We start from the raw sequence: 20,809 nt of genomic DNA, 5'->3' as shown, positions 1-20,809 counted from the left end.
GAATCAAACCTCAGATTGCTGATAAAATAGCAACAACAATTTTTATTATTATAGCCGGAATACTGGTACTATTACTTGTGCTTTTTGCAGGTTATTTGATTTATCAGGGAAGAAGCAAGCTGAATCTGAACTTTCTTACTTCTGAACCAAAGTCAATAGAGGCTGGAGGCGGCATAGGTCCACCATTGTTCAATTCAATATATATGGTGGTTTTATCCATGATGATGTCGCTGCCAATCGGACTTTCAGCAGGGATTTATATGGCTGAGTATGCTAGACCAACAAAGATGACTAGAATGATAAGGTTTTGTATTGAAGCATTAGCATCCTTGCCGTCAATAGTAATAGGTCTCTTTGGGTTTCTTGTTTTTGTTCAAATGACAGGCTGGAGCTTCAACCTACTATCAGGTGCACTAGCTGTATCGGTATTGAATCTTCCTGTTATAACAAGGATAAGTGAAGATGCCATAAGAAATGTTCCCCTTTCTGTAAAGGAGGCAAGTCTGGCATTAGGAGCTACCCATTGGCAGACGATTGTAAAGGTTTTAATACCCTGTGCAATTCCAGGGCTTGTAACGGGATTGATCATAACATCAGGAAGGGTTTTTGGAGAGGCGGCTGCACTTATATTTACATCGGGAGTAAGCGGCTATCCTTTGGATTTTACCAACTTTAACCCATTGGATTCATCTTCGCCCCTAAATCCATTCAGGCCTGCTGAAACATTGGCGGTTTTCATATGGAAAGTCAACTCGGAAGGTACCGCACCTGATGCAAGGATGGTTGCAGATGGGGCTGCGGCAGTACTGATTATATGTGTATTTGCCTTTAATATCCTATCGAGAATTTTTGGGGGATTACTAAATAAGAGATTTGCCGGAAAAACTAATATTTAATATGAGGGATTGATTTGAATGGAGAAGAAATTAAAGCTTTATACAAAAGATCTGAATCTTTTTTACGGAAGCACTCAAGCATTAAAAAATGTTACGGTTGATATAGAGAAGAATAAGGTAACAGCACTTATCGGGCCGTCAGGTTGTGGAAAGTCAACTTTTCTTAAAACCCTTAATAGAATGAATGATCTTGTTAACAATGTTAAAATCACAGGTAAGGTTTACCTAGACGGTTTAAATGTTTATGATCAGCTTGATGTAGTGGATTTGAGGAAAAAGGTGGGTATGGTTTTTCAAAAGCCCAACCCTTTTCCCATGTCAATATATGAGAATATTGCCTATGGTCCCAAGATACATGGAATAAAATCAAAATCTAGGCTTGATGAGATAGTTGAAAAAAGCTTGATTGGATCTGCCCTCTGGGACGAGGTAAAGGACCGTCTCAAACAAAGTGCTTTAGGACTTTCCGGTGGACAGCAGCAGCGTTTATGTATAGCAAGGGTTCTTGCTGTTGAGCCTGAAGTTGTACTGATGGATGAACCCACATCAGCCCTTGATCCCTTATCCACTCTGAAGATAGAGGATTTGATTGATGAACTAAAAGAGAGTTACACCATTGTAATTGTTACACATAATATGCAGCAGGCAGGAAGGATTTCCGATAATACTGCATTTTTTCTCCACGGCCAAATAGTTGAATATGATGAAACGGAGAAAATATTTAGTATGCCTTCGGATAAAAGGACAGAAGACTATATTACAGGAAGATTCGGTTAATTAGTGGTTAAAATTTTATTGGTGAGGTAAATAATATGGTAACTACAAGACATTTTTTTGATAGAGAACTTGAAGGATTGCACCATGATCTTATTAAAATGGGTAGTCTTGTTGAAGAATCAATTGAAAAGACAATTGTTGCTCTTAAAAAGCAGGATATCGACATGGCAAGAGATATATTTAAAAACGATGATGTCATTGATGATATGGAAAGATCCATAGAAAGAAAGTGCATGAACCTTATTGCAAGACAGCAGCCTTTAGCAAAGGATTTGAGGGTTATAAGCACAGCACTAAAGATAATTACAGATATGGAAAGGATTGCTGACCATTCATCGGATATTGCTGAAATAACAGTCAGGATGTCAAATCAGAAATATATCAAGCCTCTGATAGATATACCCAAAATGGCTGAGCTTGCAAAGGAAATGGTCAATAAGTCCATAGATGCTTATGTAAGACTTGACCTTGAGCTTGCCTTATCTGTTTGTAAAAGTGATGATGCTGTTGATGATTTATTCTTTAAGATTATTCTTGAATTGATTAATTTAATGAAGAATGATCCAAAGACAATTGAGCAGGCTATTGATTTTATGTTTATAGCAAAATACCTTGAAAGAATGGCGGATCATGCTACTAACATAGGTGAATGGGTTGCCTTTATAATAACAGGTGAGCATGAGCATCTTTCAAGACATATAAAAAGAGATTAAAAGTGATAAATGTAAGATAGATAGAGATGGAGGCAGATAGATTTATGTCAAAAGGATTAGTTTTTGCAGTTGAGGATGAGGAAAACATTCAACAACTTATAAAGTATAACCTGGAAGCTAATGGCTATAAGGTAAAGACATTTGATACGGGAGAGAAGCTTCTTGATGAATGTAAAACAACTGTTCCCGATATTTTTTTACTCGATGTCATGCTGCCGGGGATTGATGGGTTTGATGTTTGCAGGCAGCTAAAACAGAACGTACTCACTAAAACAGTCCCGGTAATAATGCTTACTGCGAAAAGTGATGAGTTTGACAAGGTTTTGGGTCTCGAACTCGGGGCAGATGATTATATGACCAAACCTTTTAGCGTAAGGGAGTTGGTGGCACGTGTTAAAGCTGTTTTCAGAAGGGTCAGCCTGTCAAACCAGAGTGATACAGATGTTTTAAGCTATGGAAACATAAAGATTGATTGTTCCAGAAGAGAGGTAATTAAGGACGACAAAATTGTGGACTTGCCGTTTAAGGAATTTGAATTATTGAAGCTATTAGTTATGAATAAAGGTAAAGTGCTTTCTAGAGATATGCTGCTTGAAAAGGTCTGGGGGTATGACTACTATGGAGAGACAAGAACTGTTGATGTGCATATAAGATATTTGAGGCAGAAACTTGAAAATGATGACAGTAATCCTGTTTTTATTGAGACTATACGCGGAATTGGTTATAGATTTAACGATAAAGGAGCAAATCAATAAATGAAGAAAAAAATATTTCTGTACTATTTGATTCTAACAGTTATAGGAGTCTTTATAGCAGGGTTAATGATATCGGAGATTTCGCAGAAATATTATAAGGCTGAGTTGGAGGAAAAGCTGAAAAATAATGCAAAGCTAATTCAATTACAATTATCTGAGTACAGAAGGCTGGGAATTTCAGTGGATTACAACAAAAGTGCAAAACAGTATTCGTCTGTTTTATATCCTGAAGGAAACTCCACACCATTAAAGGATCAATCCAATTACCTAAGGGTAACATTTATTGATAAAAGCGGTAAAGTGCTAGGGGAATCACAAAAGGATTATCAAACAATGGATAATCATATAAACCGAAAAGAGGTTCAACAGGCACTGAATGGTGAGATAGGCAAGGATACCAGGTTTAGTAGGGAACTAAAGCTTAATTTATTATATATTGCTGTTCCTTCAACTCCGGAAGGGGTTATTACAAGGGTATCTGTGCCGTTAATCCAGTTAAGAAATATAGAAGAGATTATTTTTATATATACAGGCATAGGTGTGTTTGCAAGTATCATACTGACTGCTATTATAGCATTTTGGTTTTCAAACAGGATTACAAAACCTGTAAATGAACTGATTAAAGTGACAAAGGATATATCCGATGGGAACTTTTCCAGAAGATCGGATATTAATTTGGATGATGAAATTGGTGAACTTTCCAGGACATTTAACATAATGGCCGAAAAACTAGAATACACCCTAGCTGAAATGACTGACAAGAACATTAAGGTTGAATCAATAATCAACAGTATGTATAGTGGTGTTATTGCTGTTGATAATAATCTACGGATAATGCTTATCAACACAATATCATGCGGTATGTTTGGAATAAAGAACGGCCCTGGAGTAATAGGAATGAATATTATCGAGATTGTAAGAAACAATAAGGTCAATAATATGCTAAAAGATACTATTAAAAACAATATACCCTATAATGCTGAAATATCCATAGGACCGCCTATTGATAAAACCTATAAAGTATATGCGACTCCAATAAAGACCAATAGTCCCAAACAAATTAATTCCGGAGGTATTGTCACAATACATGATGTAACAAATCTCAAAAAGCTTGAACAGATAAGGACAGAATTCGTATCTAATGTTACTCATGAGCTAAAAACCCCGCTTACTTCAATAAGAGGGTTTATAGAAACTTTAAAGAGCGGTGCTATTGAGGATAAAAATGTTGCAGTTAAGTTCCTTGATATTATAGATATCGAAGCTGAGAGGCTTTCGATACTTATTAATGATATATTGCAGCTGTCGGAAATTGAAAGCAGGCAAAGGGATTCAGATATAGCATGCCATAATATCAAGGATATTGTTAAGGAAGTACTGGATATGCTTCAGGGAGTCTCAGCAAAAAAGGGCGTTAAGCTGGATGTTGAAGTGGAGGAAGACATAAAAGTCAATGCAAATAGGAACAGGATTAAACAGATGCTAATAAACCTTATCGACAACGCAATAAAGTATAATTTCGAAAATGGTACCGTAGAAATTAGGGTGTACAAGAAAGAAGCAAAAATATTTTTTATTGTTAAAGATAATGGAATTGGAATTGATGATCAGCACATTCCCAGGATTTTCGAAAGGTTTTACAGGGTTGATAAGGGAAGGTCCAGAAACATGGGTGGGACAGGCCTTGGTCTATCCATTGTCAAGCATATTGTCAATTCATATAATGGGAATATCAATATTACAAGTAAGCCTGGAAAGGGAACGGAATTTATTATTCAACTACCTGCATAGTATATGGTCTTGGCTATTAATATTTTAGTCGTTGCCTACCTAACATTTGGAAACCTGAAATGTCCTGAAATTCCCGATATCCAAGTCATTAGGTTATCTACTTCCATTGTGTAAGGCCCTGCATTATGAATCAGATAGGGAATTCCATGGGAATTTCTCTTATCCGAAACTATTGCAATGTGTTCAGGACTGGAAAAAGTAACTATATCTCCACCCTGCCATTCCTGCAAGCTCTGAATGTCATTGGGTTTAATTTCTGTAGTAAGCTTTTTTGCATATTTGCTAAAAAATACCTTTAGATTCCGCACCCTCCTGAAATCAATATTGGGATCGGGCTTCCCTTCAACAGCAGGATACTGCTTTTTATTAGATTTTATATCCTTATCAACCATATCCTTTAATTCATAGCCTGCATTCCTAAAGGCCCGCCATATTACATCGGTGCATACTCCCTCACTATCAGGCGGATAACCTCCACTATAGTATTCACTTCTATAGACAGGCTTATTTTCGGCATCTTTCTTTGCACCTTCGACTATGTCAGCCAAATCGTTTATACCATCATCATCTTTATCATTAGAGCATTCTACCTTAGGAATGTTAAGCGGAGTAGGTGTGGAAGAGTAAGGCAAATTAGTAACAGACGGTCTGGGTGTAACTTCTGATTCTGACACTATTTGGCCGGATTTTATAGGGCTAATTTCCGGTGAAAAACTATTATATTGATTACATCCTTGGACAACAAATGAAAAGGATATTATACTCAGTACAAATAATGTTGCTATTCTCATAATTACCTCCATAACAACTAGAGAAATAAGGATTCTCATGAATCATAGCAACATTATAATATGCTTGTATAACATAGTATTAAACATGGTGTAACGAATTTGTAAATTTTAAAGTAGCAGGTGATAACTGGATTGATTTATAATTTGTAGTCTTGAGCTTCCTTAATCATGCCATCCTTTAGCTCAAAAGCTTTTCTTTCTTCTTTGGAAGATATCATATCAGGACAGAAATAAACTTTGTTATCCTTTTTTAAAAGCTGCATTCGCTCATACCCTAGCATTTGGTCTACATGTATTGTGTCGAAGTGGTTTTTATTCCATATATGGATATTGACTAAAGGTGCAATTGACCCTGTTCCAACTGTTGTAAGTGTTTTCACCCCGTTATTTTCAAAGTCCACATAGTCTATATTTCCGGTTTGTAACCATATTTCCCACTTCTGTGTTTCTCGGTTAAATCCAATAATTTTGCTCCTGGGATGAAACAAGCCTGAAGTTATTACTATTTCATTTGTACCATCATAATTTATATCTCTTTCTGAGACGCTTATACTGTGTACATCTGTAAAACCCAAAAGACCTATATCAAAGGTCTCTTTTCCATCCACAATAAAACCATTAAGCTCAGCCATGTTTTCAATTTCTATTACAGAAGGAGTAGCTTCCTTTGAGCCCGTAGGTAAATTATCGGATATGGTATTATTATATATCTCTAACCTTATTTTTTTATCCTTTATGACATTGTTAATATCAAATTCCTTTTCAAGTTTCCATCTGCTATCAGGACTTAAATTCTCAAGCCTCTTCACTGGCTCTTCATCAAATGTTAAATGTTTGCTCTCTAATAATGAGCGGTAGTAATCCATAGCCTTATTGTTTATATTACCTGAGGCAGGTGATATAGGGGAGCTTTTAAATAAGATTACACAGGCAGTAACTATTAAAGCAACTGCTGCTAACGCATATAAGATTTTTTTGTTAAGTATTGTATTCACTAATATACCTCCTGTCCATATGCTACTTTAGTTCAGTGTCTATACGTCAATTCTATCATTTTCACTAATATATTACAATTTTCAATTGATTTATGGGAACTGTATCTAAAGTTTTATCCATATTATACCGATATACCATATGAAAGGTGATTAACAACTCAAAGCATATCTTAAATTACTTTGTTGCAGGAATTCTTTATACATTCTATTTTCGAGAATTCTTTTACCAATGATAACTTAACGGAATAAGTTTATTAACGTGGCGAGATCAGGGATTTGAGCTTGCCTGGAGTTTTATTTTTGTCTATGAGATTCTAGTGTATACACTATGATTTCTTACGACAATGCCAAGGTTGCAAGGAGGCGGTTTATTATGAAAATTGGAAATTCAAGTATTTCCATGTCCAGTACACATACTGTTGTACAGTCATATACAAAAGAAGAAACCTTAAACACTTCAAGTAGTGCTAAAAATACTTCAAATCCTCAAAATTTAATAAAGGATTTATCGGGAATTACTGTTCAAATATCCAAAGAAGGCACGGAAGCTTCTATAAATGGAACTAATGGGAAGATGAATGTGGATGATGATTTGTCTTCTGTCTTAAGCGAAAAAGACAAGCAAAAAATTCAACTGGTAGAGAAAATGCTTGAAATACTTACAGGTAAAAGGATCAAATTTAAAATACCGGATTACAAAGAAAATACTCATCCTGTGCCTAATATTTCTATCCAGAGAAGCCCAGATTTGGGAATGGAGTATAGGCTCAATGAAACTTATTCAGAGCAGGAAAAAATGGAGTTTAAGTCCAGTGGAACGATAAAAACTTCAGACGGAAAAGAAATAAACTTTCAAGTCTCACTATCCATGAGCAGAGAATTTTCACAAAGCAGAAGCATTAAGGTAAGTTCAGGTGCACGAATGGTTGATCCTCTAGTTATAAACTATGCTGGCTCTTCACCTAATTTGACAGACCGTAAGTTCAGTTTTGATATTGATTCTGATGGCAAATCTGATCAAATTTCATTTTTGACTAAGGGAAGCGGTTTTTTAGCTCTTGATATAAATAATGACGGAACTATAAATAATGGCAGTGAGCTATTTGGCACTAAGAGCGGTGATGGTTTTAAGGACCTTTCAAAGTATGATGAAGATAACAACGGCTGGATTGATGAGAATGATCCCATATTTGATAAACTTAGAATCTGGACGAAGGATGATAATGGGAATGATGTGCTTTTTGCTCTGGGTGAAAAAGGAGTTGGGGCTATATACCTGGGCAACATCTCTACACAATATGACTTGAAAAATTCTGCAGGTACCTCCAACGGCCAGATCAAAAAAACAGGAATATTTGTTAAAGAGGATAATAGTGTAGGCACAGTCCAACACATAGACCTGGCTATTTAATAAACTTTATGATAGTAAAGATAACGAACTGTAAAAATTAACAGTCCGTTATCTTTATTACGGTATTATAGATATTTTCATTCATGCCTTAATAATCTTCAGTAGTTTGATTAAAGTGTCTTGCCATAATTACAACATCATATGTATTTATGGTGTTATCTTTATTAAAATCATAGTCATGCTTGAATATTGTACTTGTTAAAGTAGTATTAAACTCTTTTACTATATTTACAATGTCAGCCATGTTTATTGAATTATCACCGTTAACATCACCGCCCCAGAGTATAACCGGTGAGTTAACGGATGATATATTTACATCCGAATTTTCAACTTTTACATTTTTTATATCTCTGCATAAAAATCCAGGTCTGCTGATTCTGATTTTATAACCGTTGGGATTAGCAGGGACATTGGATATTTTGAAATAGCCATCAAGGCTGGTAACAGCACTCAGATTAGTTCCTGGAATTTCAACTGTGAAGTTTTCTTTTGATGGCGATCCATTGTGAAAAATATTAAATTCAGGGGATATAAAACCGGTTATTGAGTAAGTGGTAGGGGCCTCCTTATAGGGGGTAGCAATGTGTGAATAAGTTGCTTCAAAATTAATTGAAGAAGGTGTTTCTTTCCATGCAGTTCCGTCACCAAGCTGACCCTCTGTATTACTGCCCCATGTCCAGAGACTTCCATCAGTTTTTATGGCTATACTGTGACTTCTGTTTGCAACAACTGATGATACATTATCCATTATTTTGACAGGTATTGTTTTATCTTTTTTTGTTCCATCACCAATCTGTCCGTCGAGATTGCACCCACAAGCCCAGAGGCTTCTGTCTGTTTTGATAAATAAGCTGTAACCATAACCTGCAAAGGCTGAAGATACATTATCCATGACCTTGGATGGGGTCAATTTTTGTATTGTTGTTCCGTCACACAGCTGTCCGCTGGAGTTATCGCCCCAAGCCCACAGACTGCCATCTGACTTTATAGCCAGAGTATGATCATAACCTGCAGAGACTGATGTTACATCATCCATGATCCTGACAGGCATTGCTTTATCTATTGAAGATCCATCACCAAGCTGCCCGCTGGAGTTGTCACCCCAAGCCCACAAACTGCCGTCTTCTCTTACTGCTAGGCTGTGAATATAGCCTGCTGCTGCTGAAGATACATGGCTCATGATTTTAACCGGTTCTTTTTCATATGACATTGTTCCATTGCCAAGCTTACCTTGAGACCCAGAACCCCATGACCACAGAGTTCCATCCTGCTTGACAGCCAAACTGTGGCTATCTCCTGCAATGGCTGATGAAACATTATTCATAATCATTACAGGTGTTGGTTTATCTATTAATGTTCCATCGCCAAGCTGATAGTTGTTATTATCACCCCAAGCCCATAGACTTCCGTCCGTCTTGATAGCTAGACTGTGGTTTTTGCCGGCAGTTACAAAAGATGTATCGTCCATAACCTTTACAGGCATTGTTTGACTTGATTCAGAACCGTCACCAAGCTGCTTGCTGGAATTATCACCCCAAGCCCACAAACTTCCGTCCCACTTGATTGCTAGACTGTGCATACTGCCTGCAGCAGCAGAATATGCTTTATCCATTATCTTGGTTGGAGTGAACTTGCATGATACCGTACCATTGCCAAGCTGTGCCTCGGAATTATCACCCCAGGTAAAAAGGCAACCATCTGATTTGACGGCCAGACTGTGAGCATAACCTGCAGTGACTGAATATGCATTATCCATAATTTTGACAGGCCGCGTTCTATTTTTTCTTGTTCCATCACCAAGCTGCCCGCTGGAATTATCACCCCAAGCCCACAGACTTCCATCCTGCTTGATAGCCGCACTGTGGACAAAGCCTCCAGCCACTGATCTTACATCATCCATAATTTTGACGGGAGTTGTTCTATCTTCTGTTGTCCTGTCACCAAGTTGACCGTCATAATTCCACCCACATGCCCAGAGACTTCCGTCAGTTTTTATGAATAGACTGTGATTGCAGCCGGTACAAACTGACAGTACATTGTCCATGATTTTAACCGGCCTTTTTTTATCTGTTATTGTCCCATCACAGAGTTGACCATACTCATTATTGCCCCAAGCCCACATACTGCCGTCTGTCTTAACAGCTAAACTAAAACTATTACCTGCAGAGATTGAAGACACATCATCCATAATCCATACAGGTTCGATTTTATATGCTGTTGACCTATCACCAAGCTGTCCATAAGCATTGTTGCCCCAAGCCCAAAGACTTCCATCTGTCTTTATAGCCATACTGTGGTCGTAACCAGCTGAAATGAAAGAGACATTATTCATTATTTTAGAAGGAGTTATTTTATCTATTGTTGTTCCATCACCAAGCTGTCCATAAGAATTGTTACCCCAAGCCCATAGAGTTCCATCTGTTTTGATCGCAAAGCTGTAGTTATAACCTGCTGCGGCCGAAGAGACATTATCCATGATTTTAACAGGGCTGCTTTTTAGTGATTTTGTGCCATCACCAAGTTGTCCTGAAGTATTGTCGCCCCATGCCCAAAGGCTTCCATCCGACCTGATAGCCAAACTGTGATTATTGCTTGATTCAACCTTTAACCATACATCCTTGGTGTTGGCAACAGCTGAAGATTCTAGAGGAAATAGAAATGTGACTGATAAAGAAAAAAGCAGGAAAACCATTAAAATCCTATCTTTCATAGAATAACCCTCCCTGCAATGTAAATTATTGTTATTATAATTATATAATTCAAAGCATGAATTGTCATCAGTAAAAATAAATATTATGTTGATATAAATAAATGCTTGAATGGAATAGCGAGGTGTTAATAATGAATAAAGCCATCTTTACCTTGTTAATAATCTTTATTTTTCTCTTAGTTAATATAAATAGTATTTCCCGTGAGATGATCAGTGCAAATCAAGTTGAATTTAATAGCAGCAAAACATTATTGGCTGCAGATAATACTTTAAATATTGCTTTTTCATCAATTGCTGTTCCACCAAATACTTCGTCAATTATTGCTGTTCATTTAATTGCCAATACATCGATACCAATTAAAATTCCCAAGATACTGTGCAAAAGTGATAAGGATAGAGATGGAATAAATGATCTGGATGATATTATTCAAGGTGCTAAAAAGGATGCAAAAAATAAGCCTGTTTATAGGAGCAAATATTATGTTGGGGGGTATCCGCCTTATAATGAAGGGGTTTGTACCGATGTAATATGGAGGGCTTTGAAAAACGCAGGATATAATCTGAAGCAAATGATTGATAAAGATATAAAAGCCCATAGGAGGGACTATTTTAGTAGTAAGAGAAAGTCTGATCCAAATATAGACTTTAGACGGGTAAGCAATCTCTTTGTTTTTTTCAAGAAGTATTCAAAAAATCTTACTACAAAACTGAAGCCCTATGATATAGATAACCTTAGAGAATGGCAGGGCGGCGATATTGTAACATTTAAAAATCCCAATCATATAGCCATTGTGTCAAATAAAAGAAGGCCTGACGGAATACCTTATTTAATACATAATGGCGGACCATATACAATGGAAATTGATACGTTGGTAACCATGATGCCAGGAATAACAGGGCATTTCAGGTTTCCGAAGCAGTAAGGAAGCAGCACTTAAACATTATGATCCTGCTATTGTAGGCTGTAAATCTACATATAATGAATTCATTGGAATGTTTACTGAATATGAATACTTTAAATCCAGCAAGTATATTCGACAGGTGGTATTTGGCAATCTTAATCCCAAGAGGCAGGTGACATATGAGAAGTTTCTTATGGATGGAGTGTTGACTGAGCTTCTTAAGTTTGTACCTAAAGAATCTGTAGTCTTTTTCTCAAATGATGAGATTGTATTGGATCTCTCTTGTATGGTGTCGGAAGAAGAAAGAAAATTGGCTTCGGAAAAAGTGCAGGCTGTATTGGATGCTAAAGAAAAAGAAGGCATCAACTTAAGGCAGGAGGTATTTTTGTTAAGAGTTATACCGAATTCAGATGGATATATTAGGCGTTTTGTAAATAAAGTCGGATATGACTTCAAGTGCATTGATGCATTATTGATGCCTTTTGTATTAAGGGCTTTCGCAGGGGAAGACGTACAGGAAGAAGATATGGTATTTAGGTATGAAGGCAGATTGGCAAAACTACTTGAGGTGCCTGCTGTAGAAGTTGTGTAGACTATGCCGGATCTATACAGCTTTGCTTATGCCACGTACAAGACTTTCAAAAGCATTAACATACTCCGGATCAAATTGCTTTCCGCTATTTTTCTTGATTTCCTCCAGGGCTTCTTCAGGTGTTAGAACGTTTCTATAAACCCTTTTTATAATCATAGCCGAATATGAATCAGCAATTTGAAGTACCCTTGCTTCTGGAGGGATATTTTTTTGGCTCAATTTTTTTGGATACCCTGATCCATCCCAATGTTCATGGTGATATTTGATACATGTCATAACTTCTTCAGGCAGACTTAAATCATGCAAAATATTGATACCATAACTCACATGCTTTTTAATTAAGCCATATTCATCATCCGTCAGAGAACTGCTTTTTCTTATAATGTCATTGGAAATTAACACTTTACCTACGTCGTGAAGCCATCCTGCTGTGAATAATATTTCAACCTTGTCATTGGAAAAACCTAATTCCTTGCCCAGGGCAGCAGCGTATTGAGCAGTATATGCACTATGTATATATGTATACATATCCTTCTCCGCCAGCACATTTAAAAGCTCGGAACCCTCCTTTGAAAGTGAGGGCTTATGTTTATCAACTAACATATTTGACCTGTGATTCTTGTATTTATTATAAAACATATTAACATCTGCTTTGTGCATAAGTTTTTCTATATCTATATCTGCATCTGTAGAATTTGCCTGCCCAACAGAAAAAGAAAGAGTAATTGGATCAATATCAGGATCAATTGAAAAGTATTTATTTTTTAGAGAATTCATAAGCTTTTCTCCAAGATCCAGAATCTTTTTACTACCATCATTTTTTACAACAATAATAAACTCATCTCCTCCAAGCCTTCCCACAATTCTATCTAAACCTTCAGTTTCTTTTAAAATAAACTGTGAAACATCTATCAATACTTTATTACCGGCCATATGCCCGTAAGTGTCGTTTATTTGCTTGAATCTGTCCATATCAGTTAATAGAAGGGAAATGTTACCTTCACGCAGCATTTTCTTTGCACTATCAATAGTATGGGAAAGGTTGGCAAGGCCTGTCAAGGGATCGGTATTGCTTAAGTTAAGATATAGATTACGCTGGCCAAGGAGCTTGCGAAATAAGTGGTAAGTTATTACGGCTGTAATTGTGAAAGAAATTTGCCCATTCGCTACTCCAATAATTTTGCCCACATTAATAATGCTTGGGTTTGGGTGGAAAAGCATCATTAATAATCTTGCTGCAGGATAAAATCCTACCAGGATGGAAATAAGATACCCCTCATCAAGTATTATAAATGCAGCAGTTAGAAAGCTCCATTTGTTTATTGATAAGTCGAAGGAATAATCCAGTCCATACATATGAGCAATACATGCATATAATGAAAAAGCAAAAAGGCTTAGGATTCTTCTTGAACTCTTTTTTTTAGTAATAATTTTAGCGAATATCATGATGGCAATAAATAAAATTTGAAGGAAAACAAGAGAAATCTTTTTAACTTCAAGTAATGTTAAAATAGAGGTTACAACAAGTATTGATATATAAATAATTTCACTCATATATTTTTTATAAAAACTAGATAGTCTGGTTAATATATTATTGGAAATTTGCGTCATTTCTTCCCCCTGGAAACTATAGCATTAACAAGCTATTCACCATAATATTACATTTATGGCCATTTCCATTATACGCATATTTTCTTAGAATGTAAAATTAAATTTTCATCTATTTGTTATCAATAAAATGATATGGTAGTGAAAGATATTTTGAAATGTGGTGAGGAAATAAATGGGATTTGAGATTTGTAAATATGGGAGATGACATATTTATAGCAATGAGTAGTACTATTTTCATTAAGTGAAGGAAATTATGGTCTCTTTTTAAGGCATGATTGAAATATAGTCACAAAATGCACTACAGAGACCACAATTTCTCACGAAAACAATCAAGAATGTTTTTACATAACAGAACTTTCCAACACAGGAATTATGGAACCTACATCAATGGGCTTTTCATCTGAAAGACTTACCACTTTTACGCCATGGCTATTGGCAAACTTTACAATATCCACAAAGGATTTAAGCTTGGTGAGATCTCCTGAAACAACCATCTTGTCCCTAGCTATTTTACCGGTACATCCTCCAATGAATCCCATGTTGAGGCCTGGCAAAACAATATTCTCATCAGGCTCAATAAGTAAAACATCAATTCCTTTTTTCGAGGCAGCTTCTCCAATGCCCTTATCGGAAGTTATTATTGCATTTTTGTCAACCACACATACAGAACACTTGGAATATCCCTGCTTAACATCTATGAACTCCACACCCTCATTTTCCAGTTCCTTCTTTAGAATTTTATCGGTATATTTGAGATTATGAATTATATAATTGCCTACCCTTGCTGCATTATATGCGATATTTGCAGGGTACTTAGTGGATAGAACGGTTTCGCCCTTTATCATCTGGAAACCAAGGCTTGTTAACCTATCTAGAAGATTGCTGTTAATACCTGGTGCGTGTACAATCCTGTTACCGCCTATATGATGAAGCATTATATCAGTGTGGCATGATACAGCCTCATACATTTCTGAAAGACATTCTGTCTTTAAAGGCGTTATTTCCATTTTCATAAGGCTATCTGTGATTTTTTTGCTTATCCTTCCATCAATCAGGATACCTTTTACTTTTCCTTCTGGAAGGTTTGGAAGCTTAATGTGGTTCATACGGTTACCCCTTTGACATCAATAATAATACTTATGACAACTTTTCATATAGTTCATAAAGATATTATATATAAATACACGGAATGTTCAAAGTGGTAAATTATATTAACTGGTGAACAGGTACTTTATTGGTTCTAGGGGTGTTAATATACATGGTACCGAACCATAAAATTTTACAGTTCGGTACCAGAAAACCCATTTTTAAAGGTTTGGAATAAACTTAGTCTATTATGTTGGTTATTTCCTGCTTTAAACCAAGAAGTGACTTTTGCTTTTCAATAACCTGTTTTTTAAGGCTGATTATATTATTCAGTGCAGTTGATGCCTTGGCCTCATCCATTGATTTTAATGCTGCTCTGAAATTAACCCACTCAGCAGCTTTTTGTTCACGAAGAGTTTTAATTTCTGAATGTATGGTTTTAGCCTTAGCTCTAACCGGTTCGATTTTTGCTTTTAGATCATCGAGAACCGTCTTTTTCTCTTCCTTATCCTTGGTTGATAAAGAAGCTTTAAAATCTTTCCACTGGTTTTTTATATCTTGGTTTGAGGTTTTTATTTGTGACCACAGGTCTTTGCATTCTCCTCTTAATTGATTGAGCTCTGTAAGTTTTGCTGAAAATTTGTTTTTAAAACTTTTTAAATCAACTTTTGATATGCTGTCCTCAACAACCGCTGTTGCGGCCATTGCTGAATCTAATGTAACATCCTTTGCAAAGTTAGTATCCATTACCTGTTGTGTGTCTGTCGCAAAGGATGTTACAGATAATACTGCCGACAAGGCTACTGTCATAGACATTGTTGCCAAAAAACCAATAAATTTCTTCATGAAATCGTCTCCTTTTATTTTTTTCGGTTAACCGATATTTTCATTATAGGAGCCAATTTTATACTAATGATGTATTAATTGTGGAGATTTTGTGTAAATTTAAAAGAAATTTCGGTTATTCCCTAGGAAGCTTTATTGTAAATTCTGCCCCACCGTTGGAAGCATTTGAAGCATTTATTGATCCTCCATGTTTTTCTAAAATAATCCTGGTTATAGCAAGGCCAAGACCGGACTTGCCTTTCTTTCCCTTGTAAAACCTTTCGAATAATTTGGATATTTCGCTTTCATCAAATCCATTCCCATCATCATTGATCTTAATTTCAAGCCAATCAGGACGATTTTGGCAAATTATTTTTATTTCACTTTTGGCATATCTTAAGCAGTTACCGATAACATTGATTAAGGCTTGGATTATTTTATCGCTATCTATATTTAGATAAACATTATCGCAGGAGGTTAGACTGATTTTTATATTTTCTTTAATAGCAATTCCAGTTAGTTTTTCAATGCTTTTTTCAATAACTTTATTTATGGGAGTCTCTGAAAATACATATAATCCATCTTGAGATTCAAGTTTTGAAAGAAATATAAGTTCTTCAACCACTCCTTTAAGCCGGCTGCTTTCCTGTGCTATTACTTCCAGTGCCTCCTCATTATTTTCAAATACACCGTCCTTTATTCCCTCAGCATAGCCCTGTATTGACATAAGGGGGGTTTTTAGTTCATGGGATGCATTCTGGAAAAACCTTTTTTGTGTCAAATCATATTCCTTAAGTTCAACAGCCATTTTTTCTATTGCAACAGCCAAGTCTTCCAGCTCATCTCTGGTGTGTATTTCAACAACTCCATCAAATTTCCGTTTGGAAATAGCCTCTGCCCTTGCTTTGAGTTTAATTATGGGTTTTGCAATTGCACCGGCAACCAGGACACCTGCAAGAACTGCAATTATAGCAGTAATTACAAGAGATACGGCAAGAACAAACAAAAGGCTTCGAATAAGCTTTTGTACCGGGCCTACCGGGCTATACAGCACAAACCAACCCCGAAGACCAATGGGAGCATTTGAATTGGATGGTAGAATGGCTAAAAAGTTTTCGGTATTGTTGATTTTAAGTTTCATAACTATAGTCTTTTTAGTTTTTGGATTAAGCTTGTATTGAATCTTGGGAAGTACCAGATTTTTAAATATCTCAGCTTCTTCATCTCTTGGATAAATTATTTTATAGTCTCTTGAAATAAGAGTAAAATTACTTTCCAGATTCCTAAGCTCCGGTAAAATATTTTGACGGATAGCCTGTCTTACTTTGGAATCAGAAAGGATTTTGCCGCTAAACTGTTCAGTTGCTATGACATTGTAAATTGATGTAGCATCTCTGATTAACTGGTTTTTTGCCTGCCTTTCAGTATAAAACCTGGCAAGAAAGCTGAATAAAAGCCCAACTATTAATAAAGCAAATAGGATAATCAAAATATATGAAAAAATGATTTTTTTAGTTATTGATCTATTAGTCCTAAGTTTATCTATCCGCATATCTTATACCCATATCCCCAAACAGTGGTTATCTCAAGGTTTGATCCTTTAGAAGAAAGTTTCTTTCTCACTTTTTTTACAAGGTCATCTATAGCTCTATTGTCTCCTATATAGTCGTATCCCCATATACTGCTGATCAATTGTTCCCGTGTAAAAGCCTTGTTTTTATTCATTACCATAAAAGTAAGCAATTCATACTCTTTATTTGTAAGCTCTATTTCTGACTGTCCTGTCAAAATCTTTCTTTCATCAGGAAAAATTACAAGGTCTGCACATATTATTTTATTGGGTGATTGTTCAGTGGCAGTGGCCTGGTCCGGTTTAAATCTTCTGAAAACAGTTTTGACTCTTGCAACAAGCTCCCTGGGGCTGAAAGGTTTGGAAATGTAGTCATCGCTGCCAAGTTCAAGACCCAGGATTCGATCAATTTCCTCATCTCTTGCTGAAACCATTATAATAGGGACATCACTGGTCTCCCTGATCTTTCGGCATAAAGAATAACCATCCATTCCAGGCATCATTATGTCAATAATCAGCATATCGGAAGCACCGGATTTAAATGCCTCCAATGCACTTTCTCCATCCTGAAATGACCGGGTTTCAAAGGATTCTTTTTTTAGGTAGGCACATATGAGATCCCGTATGTTTTGTTCGTCATCAACTACATAAATTAATTTGTTATTCATTATACAAACTCCTTAGGTCTGATAAAGATATTATAAAATATATTATCAAGATAATAAATGGGTAAGGGATGAAACTGCTGTATACAGAAATTTAATCTATAATTAATTAAAAATTACCCTGACGTCAATAAAGTCAGGGTAATTTTACAATTTGTTCTTAAGATGTATATATAATATTCACTAATTTTTACTTTCAGCTAATGTAACTTTAAGTGTAAGGGTTTCGTTATCACGATAGATTTCTACAGAAACAACATCGCCTACTTTATGCTTTAACTTTATGTCGTTTATATCATTCACTGATTTAACCGAAACGCCATCAAACTTAGTTATTATATCTCCTTTTCTTATACCGGCTTTATATGCACTGCTGAACATTTGCACGTCTGAAACATATACACCTGCAGGCATATCATATTGTTTAGCTATTTCTTCGGTATAATTAATATCGCCTGTAATTCCCAACTGGATTCTTCCTTTAACATATTTGTATTGAATTAGGCTGTTTACTATTTCCATGGCTTTATTTACAGGTATTGCAAAGCCAAGACTTTCAAATCCCTGTGCAACAATTTTGACACTGTTAATACCAATTATTTCACCTCTGGAATTAACCAATGCACCGCCGCTGTTTCCAGGGTTGATTGCTGCATCAGTTTGAATAAGCTTAAATCCTGTGGTTTCCGTACCTTCAACTTTTCTGTTAATACCGCTAATTACACCTACAGTAACCGATCCCATATACTCAAGACCACCAGGGTTACCTATAGCTATTGCAAGTTCTCCAACTTTAATATTATCTGAATTGCCTAGCTTTGCAGCAGGAAGATTTTTTGCATCTATTTTAATTACTGCCAGGTCTGTCAATGAGTCACGTCCTACAACTTGAGCAGTATAAGGTACGTCGTTTTTACTTGACAGGTATACTTCAATCTTTGCACCATCAATAAGCTTTCCTGTCTTGCTGTTAATAGCATCAGCAATTACATGATCATTAGTCATTATATAGCCGTCGTTTTTAATAATTATACCTGAACCTTCACCGGCTTTTGGCGTTTGTGACTGTTCCTGACCATTGAAAAAGTAATTACCGAAAATGTTGTTTTTTCTGGTTGAAGGAACTGTTACCCTAATTCCGACAATTGAGGGACTTACTTTTTCTGCTATATCTGTTATAGAAGAATCGGAGGATTCCGCAGCCAGTATCATTTTAGCTTTTGATGAAGAATCATAGCTTTGAATACTTTGAGTACTGGTTTGTTCCTGTTTATTTGCTGAATTTACAGCAGGGGAAATAAGTTGAAAATATGATCCTACTAACGCACCGCTAATTATTGAGGATACTACGGACACTATAATCATTTGTGATAAAAGTCCGGGCTTTTTTGATTTAGGTTTAGAGATATTCTCATTAAAGTAAGTATTATCAGCAGTATGGTATGTAGGATTTTTATAAAGTTCATTATTATTATTGTTATCATTATAAGTCATAATATATTCTCCTCTCCTGTGTTTATTCTATTATTTTCAATGTTTATAAAGTGAGCTTTTGCAACACCTTTAATATAGTTATCGTCATTGTTGATAATTTTATTATAGAATAGATTTTTTACACAATTATGAACTGTTTGTAAAAAAATAAACAGCAGAGGAGAATATTATTCTTCTAACCAACAAGCCATACTTCAGCATCTTCCTTAGTGTTAAAAACTCTGAATTGGCTTCCTCTGTTCGCTTCAGATGCCATCTCCTTAAATTTACTCTTACCTATTATATCCTTAGAAATAACAAGAGCAACCTTCATACGGTAGTTAGCGAATTTTTGCAGCATGGCACCTGCAATTTTTGTTTTAAGCTTGAAGAAGTCTTCTGAGAGTGCCCTTTCATGAAGCATAAGCAGGTTAGTATCGTTATCACCGCATAAAGCAATTATATCTAGAGCATCCTGTTCGCTGCCTAAAGGATTTGCTGCACTGATGCATTCAACATATTTTTTGTCACTATTAACAACACATTTCCATTCCATGTTACTTCCCTCCCCACCTTTTTCTTTGCCGAAAAGTTCTTTATGCAAATTTTGAATCCATGCAATTTCATTTCTGTAAAATGATAGTGTATTTTCATTAATCATGTCCCATAAAAGGGTTTCACGATGGTTTCTATTTGGTGAATTTATTCCGCGGCGTATTTTTTCCTGTTGAAGCACAAGCTGCATTTTTACACTGTTCTCATAATTTGCAATAATTTTTTTCAACTCACCATCATCCAATTGATAGGCCCATGACAATTGTATTAGGAAAGTATTCTTCAATTCCGGTAATTCTGGAGAAGATAGAACCCATTCTTTCAATTCTGCCAACCCATCTTCGGTTATGAAATAAAGCTTTTTTGAAGGGGAATTTTCCTGATGCTGAACTTCATTTGTTACAAGACCTTCCTCAGTCAGCTGAACCAGTGACTTATATATTTGGTTGTTGTTGCCCGACCAGTACATGGTTGAAGACTCTTCAAACACTTTCTTCATATCATATCCACTAAATGGCTTCCAGCTTAGTAACCCCAGTATTGCATACTTAATTGACATAGTAACACCTCGTTTTTATTATATTGACTATGTTAATAGTAACATATGTTAGGAATGTTGTCAACTGAAAGTAATGTTTTATTGGTTGCTAAGTTAATACTTTTTTAATACTTTTTAATTTTCTTTTAATTT

General features: G+C 35.9%; 18 protein-coding genes. 8 read left to right on the top strand and 10 right to left on the bottom strand.

Annotated features, from left to right (window positions below; genetic code table 11):
* Positions 1–2 precede the first annotated feature (2 nt).
* From pstA to pnpS, 5 genes are read left to right on the top strand one after another with little or no spacing between them, the layout of a single operon-like run.
* A complete protein-coding gene (pstA, locus tag Bccel_RS23540; protein WP_036935909.1) occupies positions 3–896 on the top strand; it encodes a phosphate ABC transporter permease PstA in 894 nt (297 codons plus the stop codon).
* A gap of 18 nt (positions 897–914) precedes the next feature.
* Positions 915–1,673, top strand: a complete 759-nt coding sequence (gene pstB, locus Bccel_RS23535; protein WP_036935272.1) for a phosphate ABC transporter ATP-binding protein PstB — start codon at positions 915–917, stop codon at positions 1,671–1,673.
* A 35-nt stretch (positions 1,674–1,708) separates the two neighbouring features.
* Entirely contained in the window at positions 1,709–2,386 is a 678-nt protein-coding gene (gene phoU / locus Bccel_RS23530; protein WP_036935274.1) for a phosphate signaling complex protein PhoU, read from the top strand.
* Positions 2,387–2,430: 44 nt separating this feature from the next.
* Positions 2,431–3,141 (top strand): response regulator transcription factor, encoded by a 711-nt coding sequence (locus Bccel_RS23525; RefSeq protein WP_036935276.1) that lies wholly within the window; start codon positions 2,431–2,433, stop codon positions 3,139–3,141.
* On the top strand, positions 3,142–4,932 hold the full coding sequence (pnpS, locus tag Bccel_RS23520; RefSeq protein WP_036935278.1) for a two-component system histidine kinase PnpS: 1,791 nt from the start codon (positions 3,142–3,144) through the stop codon (positions 4,930–4,932).
* A gap of 35 nt (positions 4,933–4,967) precedes the next feature.
* Here the strand turns inward: pnpS and Bccel_RS23515 are convergent, their stop codons facing one another.
* Positions 4,968–5,723 carry a DUF1287 domain-containing protein gene (locus tag Bccel_RS23515; protein WP_050753776.1) on the bottom strand — a complete coding sequence of 252 codons (756 nt, stop codon included), beginning with the start codon at positions 5,721–5,723 and terminating at the stop codon, positions 4,968–4,970.
* Between the two features lie 137 nt (positions 5,724–5,860).
* The gene (locus Bccel_RS23510) at positions 5,861–6,718 is read right to left on the bottom strand and encodes a hypothetical protein (protein ID WP_036935281.1); all 858 of its coding nucleotides are present in this window, start codon (positions 6,716–6,718) and stop codon (positions 5,861–5,863) included.
* Positions 6,719–7,091: 373 nt separating this feature from the next.
* Here Bccel_RS23510 and Bccel_RS23505 point away from each other — a divergent pair, with 373 nt between their 5' ends.
* The gene (locus tag Bccel_RS23505; protein WP_036935283.1) at positions 7,092–8,129 is read left to right on the top strand and encodes a hypothetical protein; all 1,038 of its coding nucleotides are present in this window, start codon (positions 7,092–7,094) and stop codon (positions 8,127–8,129) included.
* A gap of 88 nt (positions 8,130–8,217) precedes the next feature.
* On the opposite strand, the gene Bccel_RS23500 is transcribed toward Bccel_RS23505, so the two are convergent.
* On the bottom strand, positions 8,218–10,839 hold the full coding sequence (locus Bccel_RS23500) for an RCC1 domain-containing protein (protein ID WP_050753775.1): 2,622 nt from the start codon (positions 10,837–10,839) through the stop codon (positions 8,218–8,220).
* A gap of 131 nt (positions 10,840–10,970) precedes the next feature.
* Between Bccel_RS23500 and Bccel_RS23495 the strand changes: the two genes are divergently transcribed.
* Both Bccel_RS23495 and Bccel_RS23490 read left to right on the top strand, forming a co-directional pair.
* Complete coding sequence (locus tag Bccel_RS23495) at positions 10,971–11,762, top strand: DUF1287 domain-containing protein (RefSeq protein WP_050753774.1); 792 nt, start codon at positions 10,971–10,973, stop codon at positions 11,760–11,762.
* Positions 11,763–11,832: 70 nt separating this feature from the next.
* Positions 11,833–12,333, top strand: a complete 501-nt coding sequence (locus Bccel_RS23490; protein ID WP_050753773.1) for a hypothetical protein — start codon at positions 11,833–11,835, stop codon at positions 12,331–12,333.
* Positions 12,334–12,345: 12 nt separating this feature from the next.
* On the opposite strand, the gene Bccel_RS23485 is transcribed toward Bccel_RS23490, so the two are convergent.
* The 7 genes from Bccel_RS23485 to Bccel_RS23455 form a co-directional block, all read right to left on the bottom strand.
* On the bottom strand, positions 12,346–13,944 hold the full coding sequence (locus tag Bccel_RS23485; RefSeq protein WP_036935286.1) for a bifunctional diguanylate cyclase/phosphohydrolase: 1,599 nt from the start codon (positions 13,942–13,944) through the stop codon (positions 12,346–12,348).
* A 341-nt stretch (positions 13,945–14,285) separates the two neighbouring features.
* Positions 14,286–15,050: a DUF6873 family GME fold protein gene (locus tag Bccel_RS23480; RefSeq protein WP_036935289.1), complete on the bottom strand. Its 765-nt coding sequence runs from the start codon at positions 15,048–15,050 to the stop codon at positions 14,286–14,288.
* Positions 15,051–15,270: 220 nt separating this feature from the next.
* Positions 15,271–15,876 (bottom strand): hypothetical protein, encoded by a 606-nt coding sequence (locus Bccel_RS23475; protein ID WP_036935291.1) that lies wholly within the window; start codon positions 15,874–15,876, stop codon positions 15,271–15,273.
* Positions 15,877–15,991: 115 nt separating this feature from the next.
* The gene (locus Bccel_RS23470) at positions 15,992–17,407 is read right to left on the bottom strand and encodes a sensor histidine kinase (protein ID WP_050753772.1); all 1,416 of its coding nucleotides are present in this window, start codon (positions 17,405–17,407) and stop codon (positions 15,992–15,994) included.
* Complete coding sequence (locus Bccel_RS23465) at positions 17,398–18,093, bottom strand: response regulator transcription factor (RefSeq protein WP_036935294.1); 696 nt, start codon at positions 18,091–18,093, stop codon at positions 17,398–17,400. Before Bccel_RS23465 ends, Bccel_RS23470 begins: the two co-directional genes overlap by 10 nt.
* Positions 18,094–18,273: 180 nt before the next feature.
* Positions 18,274–19,584: a S1C family serine protease gene (locus tag Bccel_RS23460; protein WP_036935297.1), complete on the bottom strand. Its 1,311-nt coding sequence runs from the start codon at positions 19,582–19,584 to the stop codon at positions 18,274–18,276.
* Positions 19,585–19,759: 175 nt separating this feature from the next.
* Entirely contained in the window at positions 19,760–20,677 is a 918-nt protein-coding gene (locus Bccel_RS23455; RefSeq protein ID WP_036935300.1) for a PadR family transcriptional regulator, read from the bottom strand.
* Positions 20,678–20,809: the final 132 nt, after the last annotated feature.

The organism is Pseudobacteroides cellulosolvens ATCC 35603 = DSM 2933 (assembly GCF_001262605.1).
Taxonomy (GTDB): Bacteria; Bacillota; Clostridia; order Acetivibrionales; family DSM-2933; genus Pseudobacteroides; species Pseudobacteroides cellulosolvens.
The sequence above is the reverse complement of the archived record's forward strand: the minus strand, read 5'-3'. Positions and strand labels throughout refer to the sequence as shown.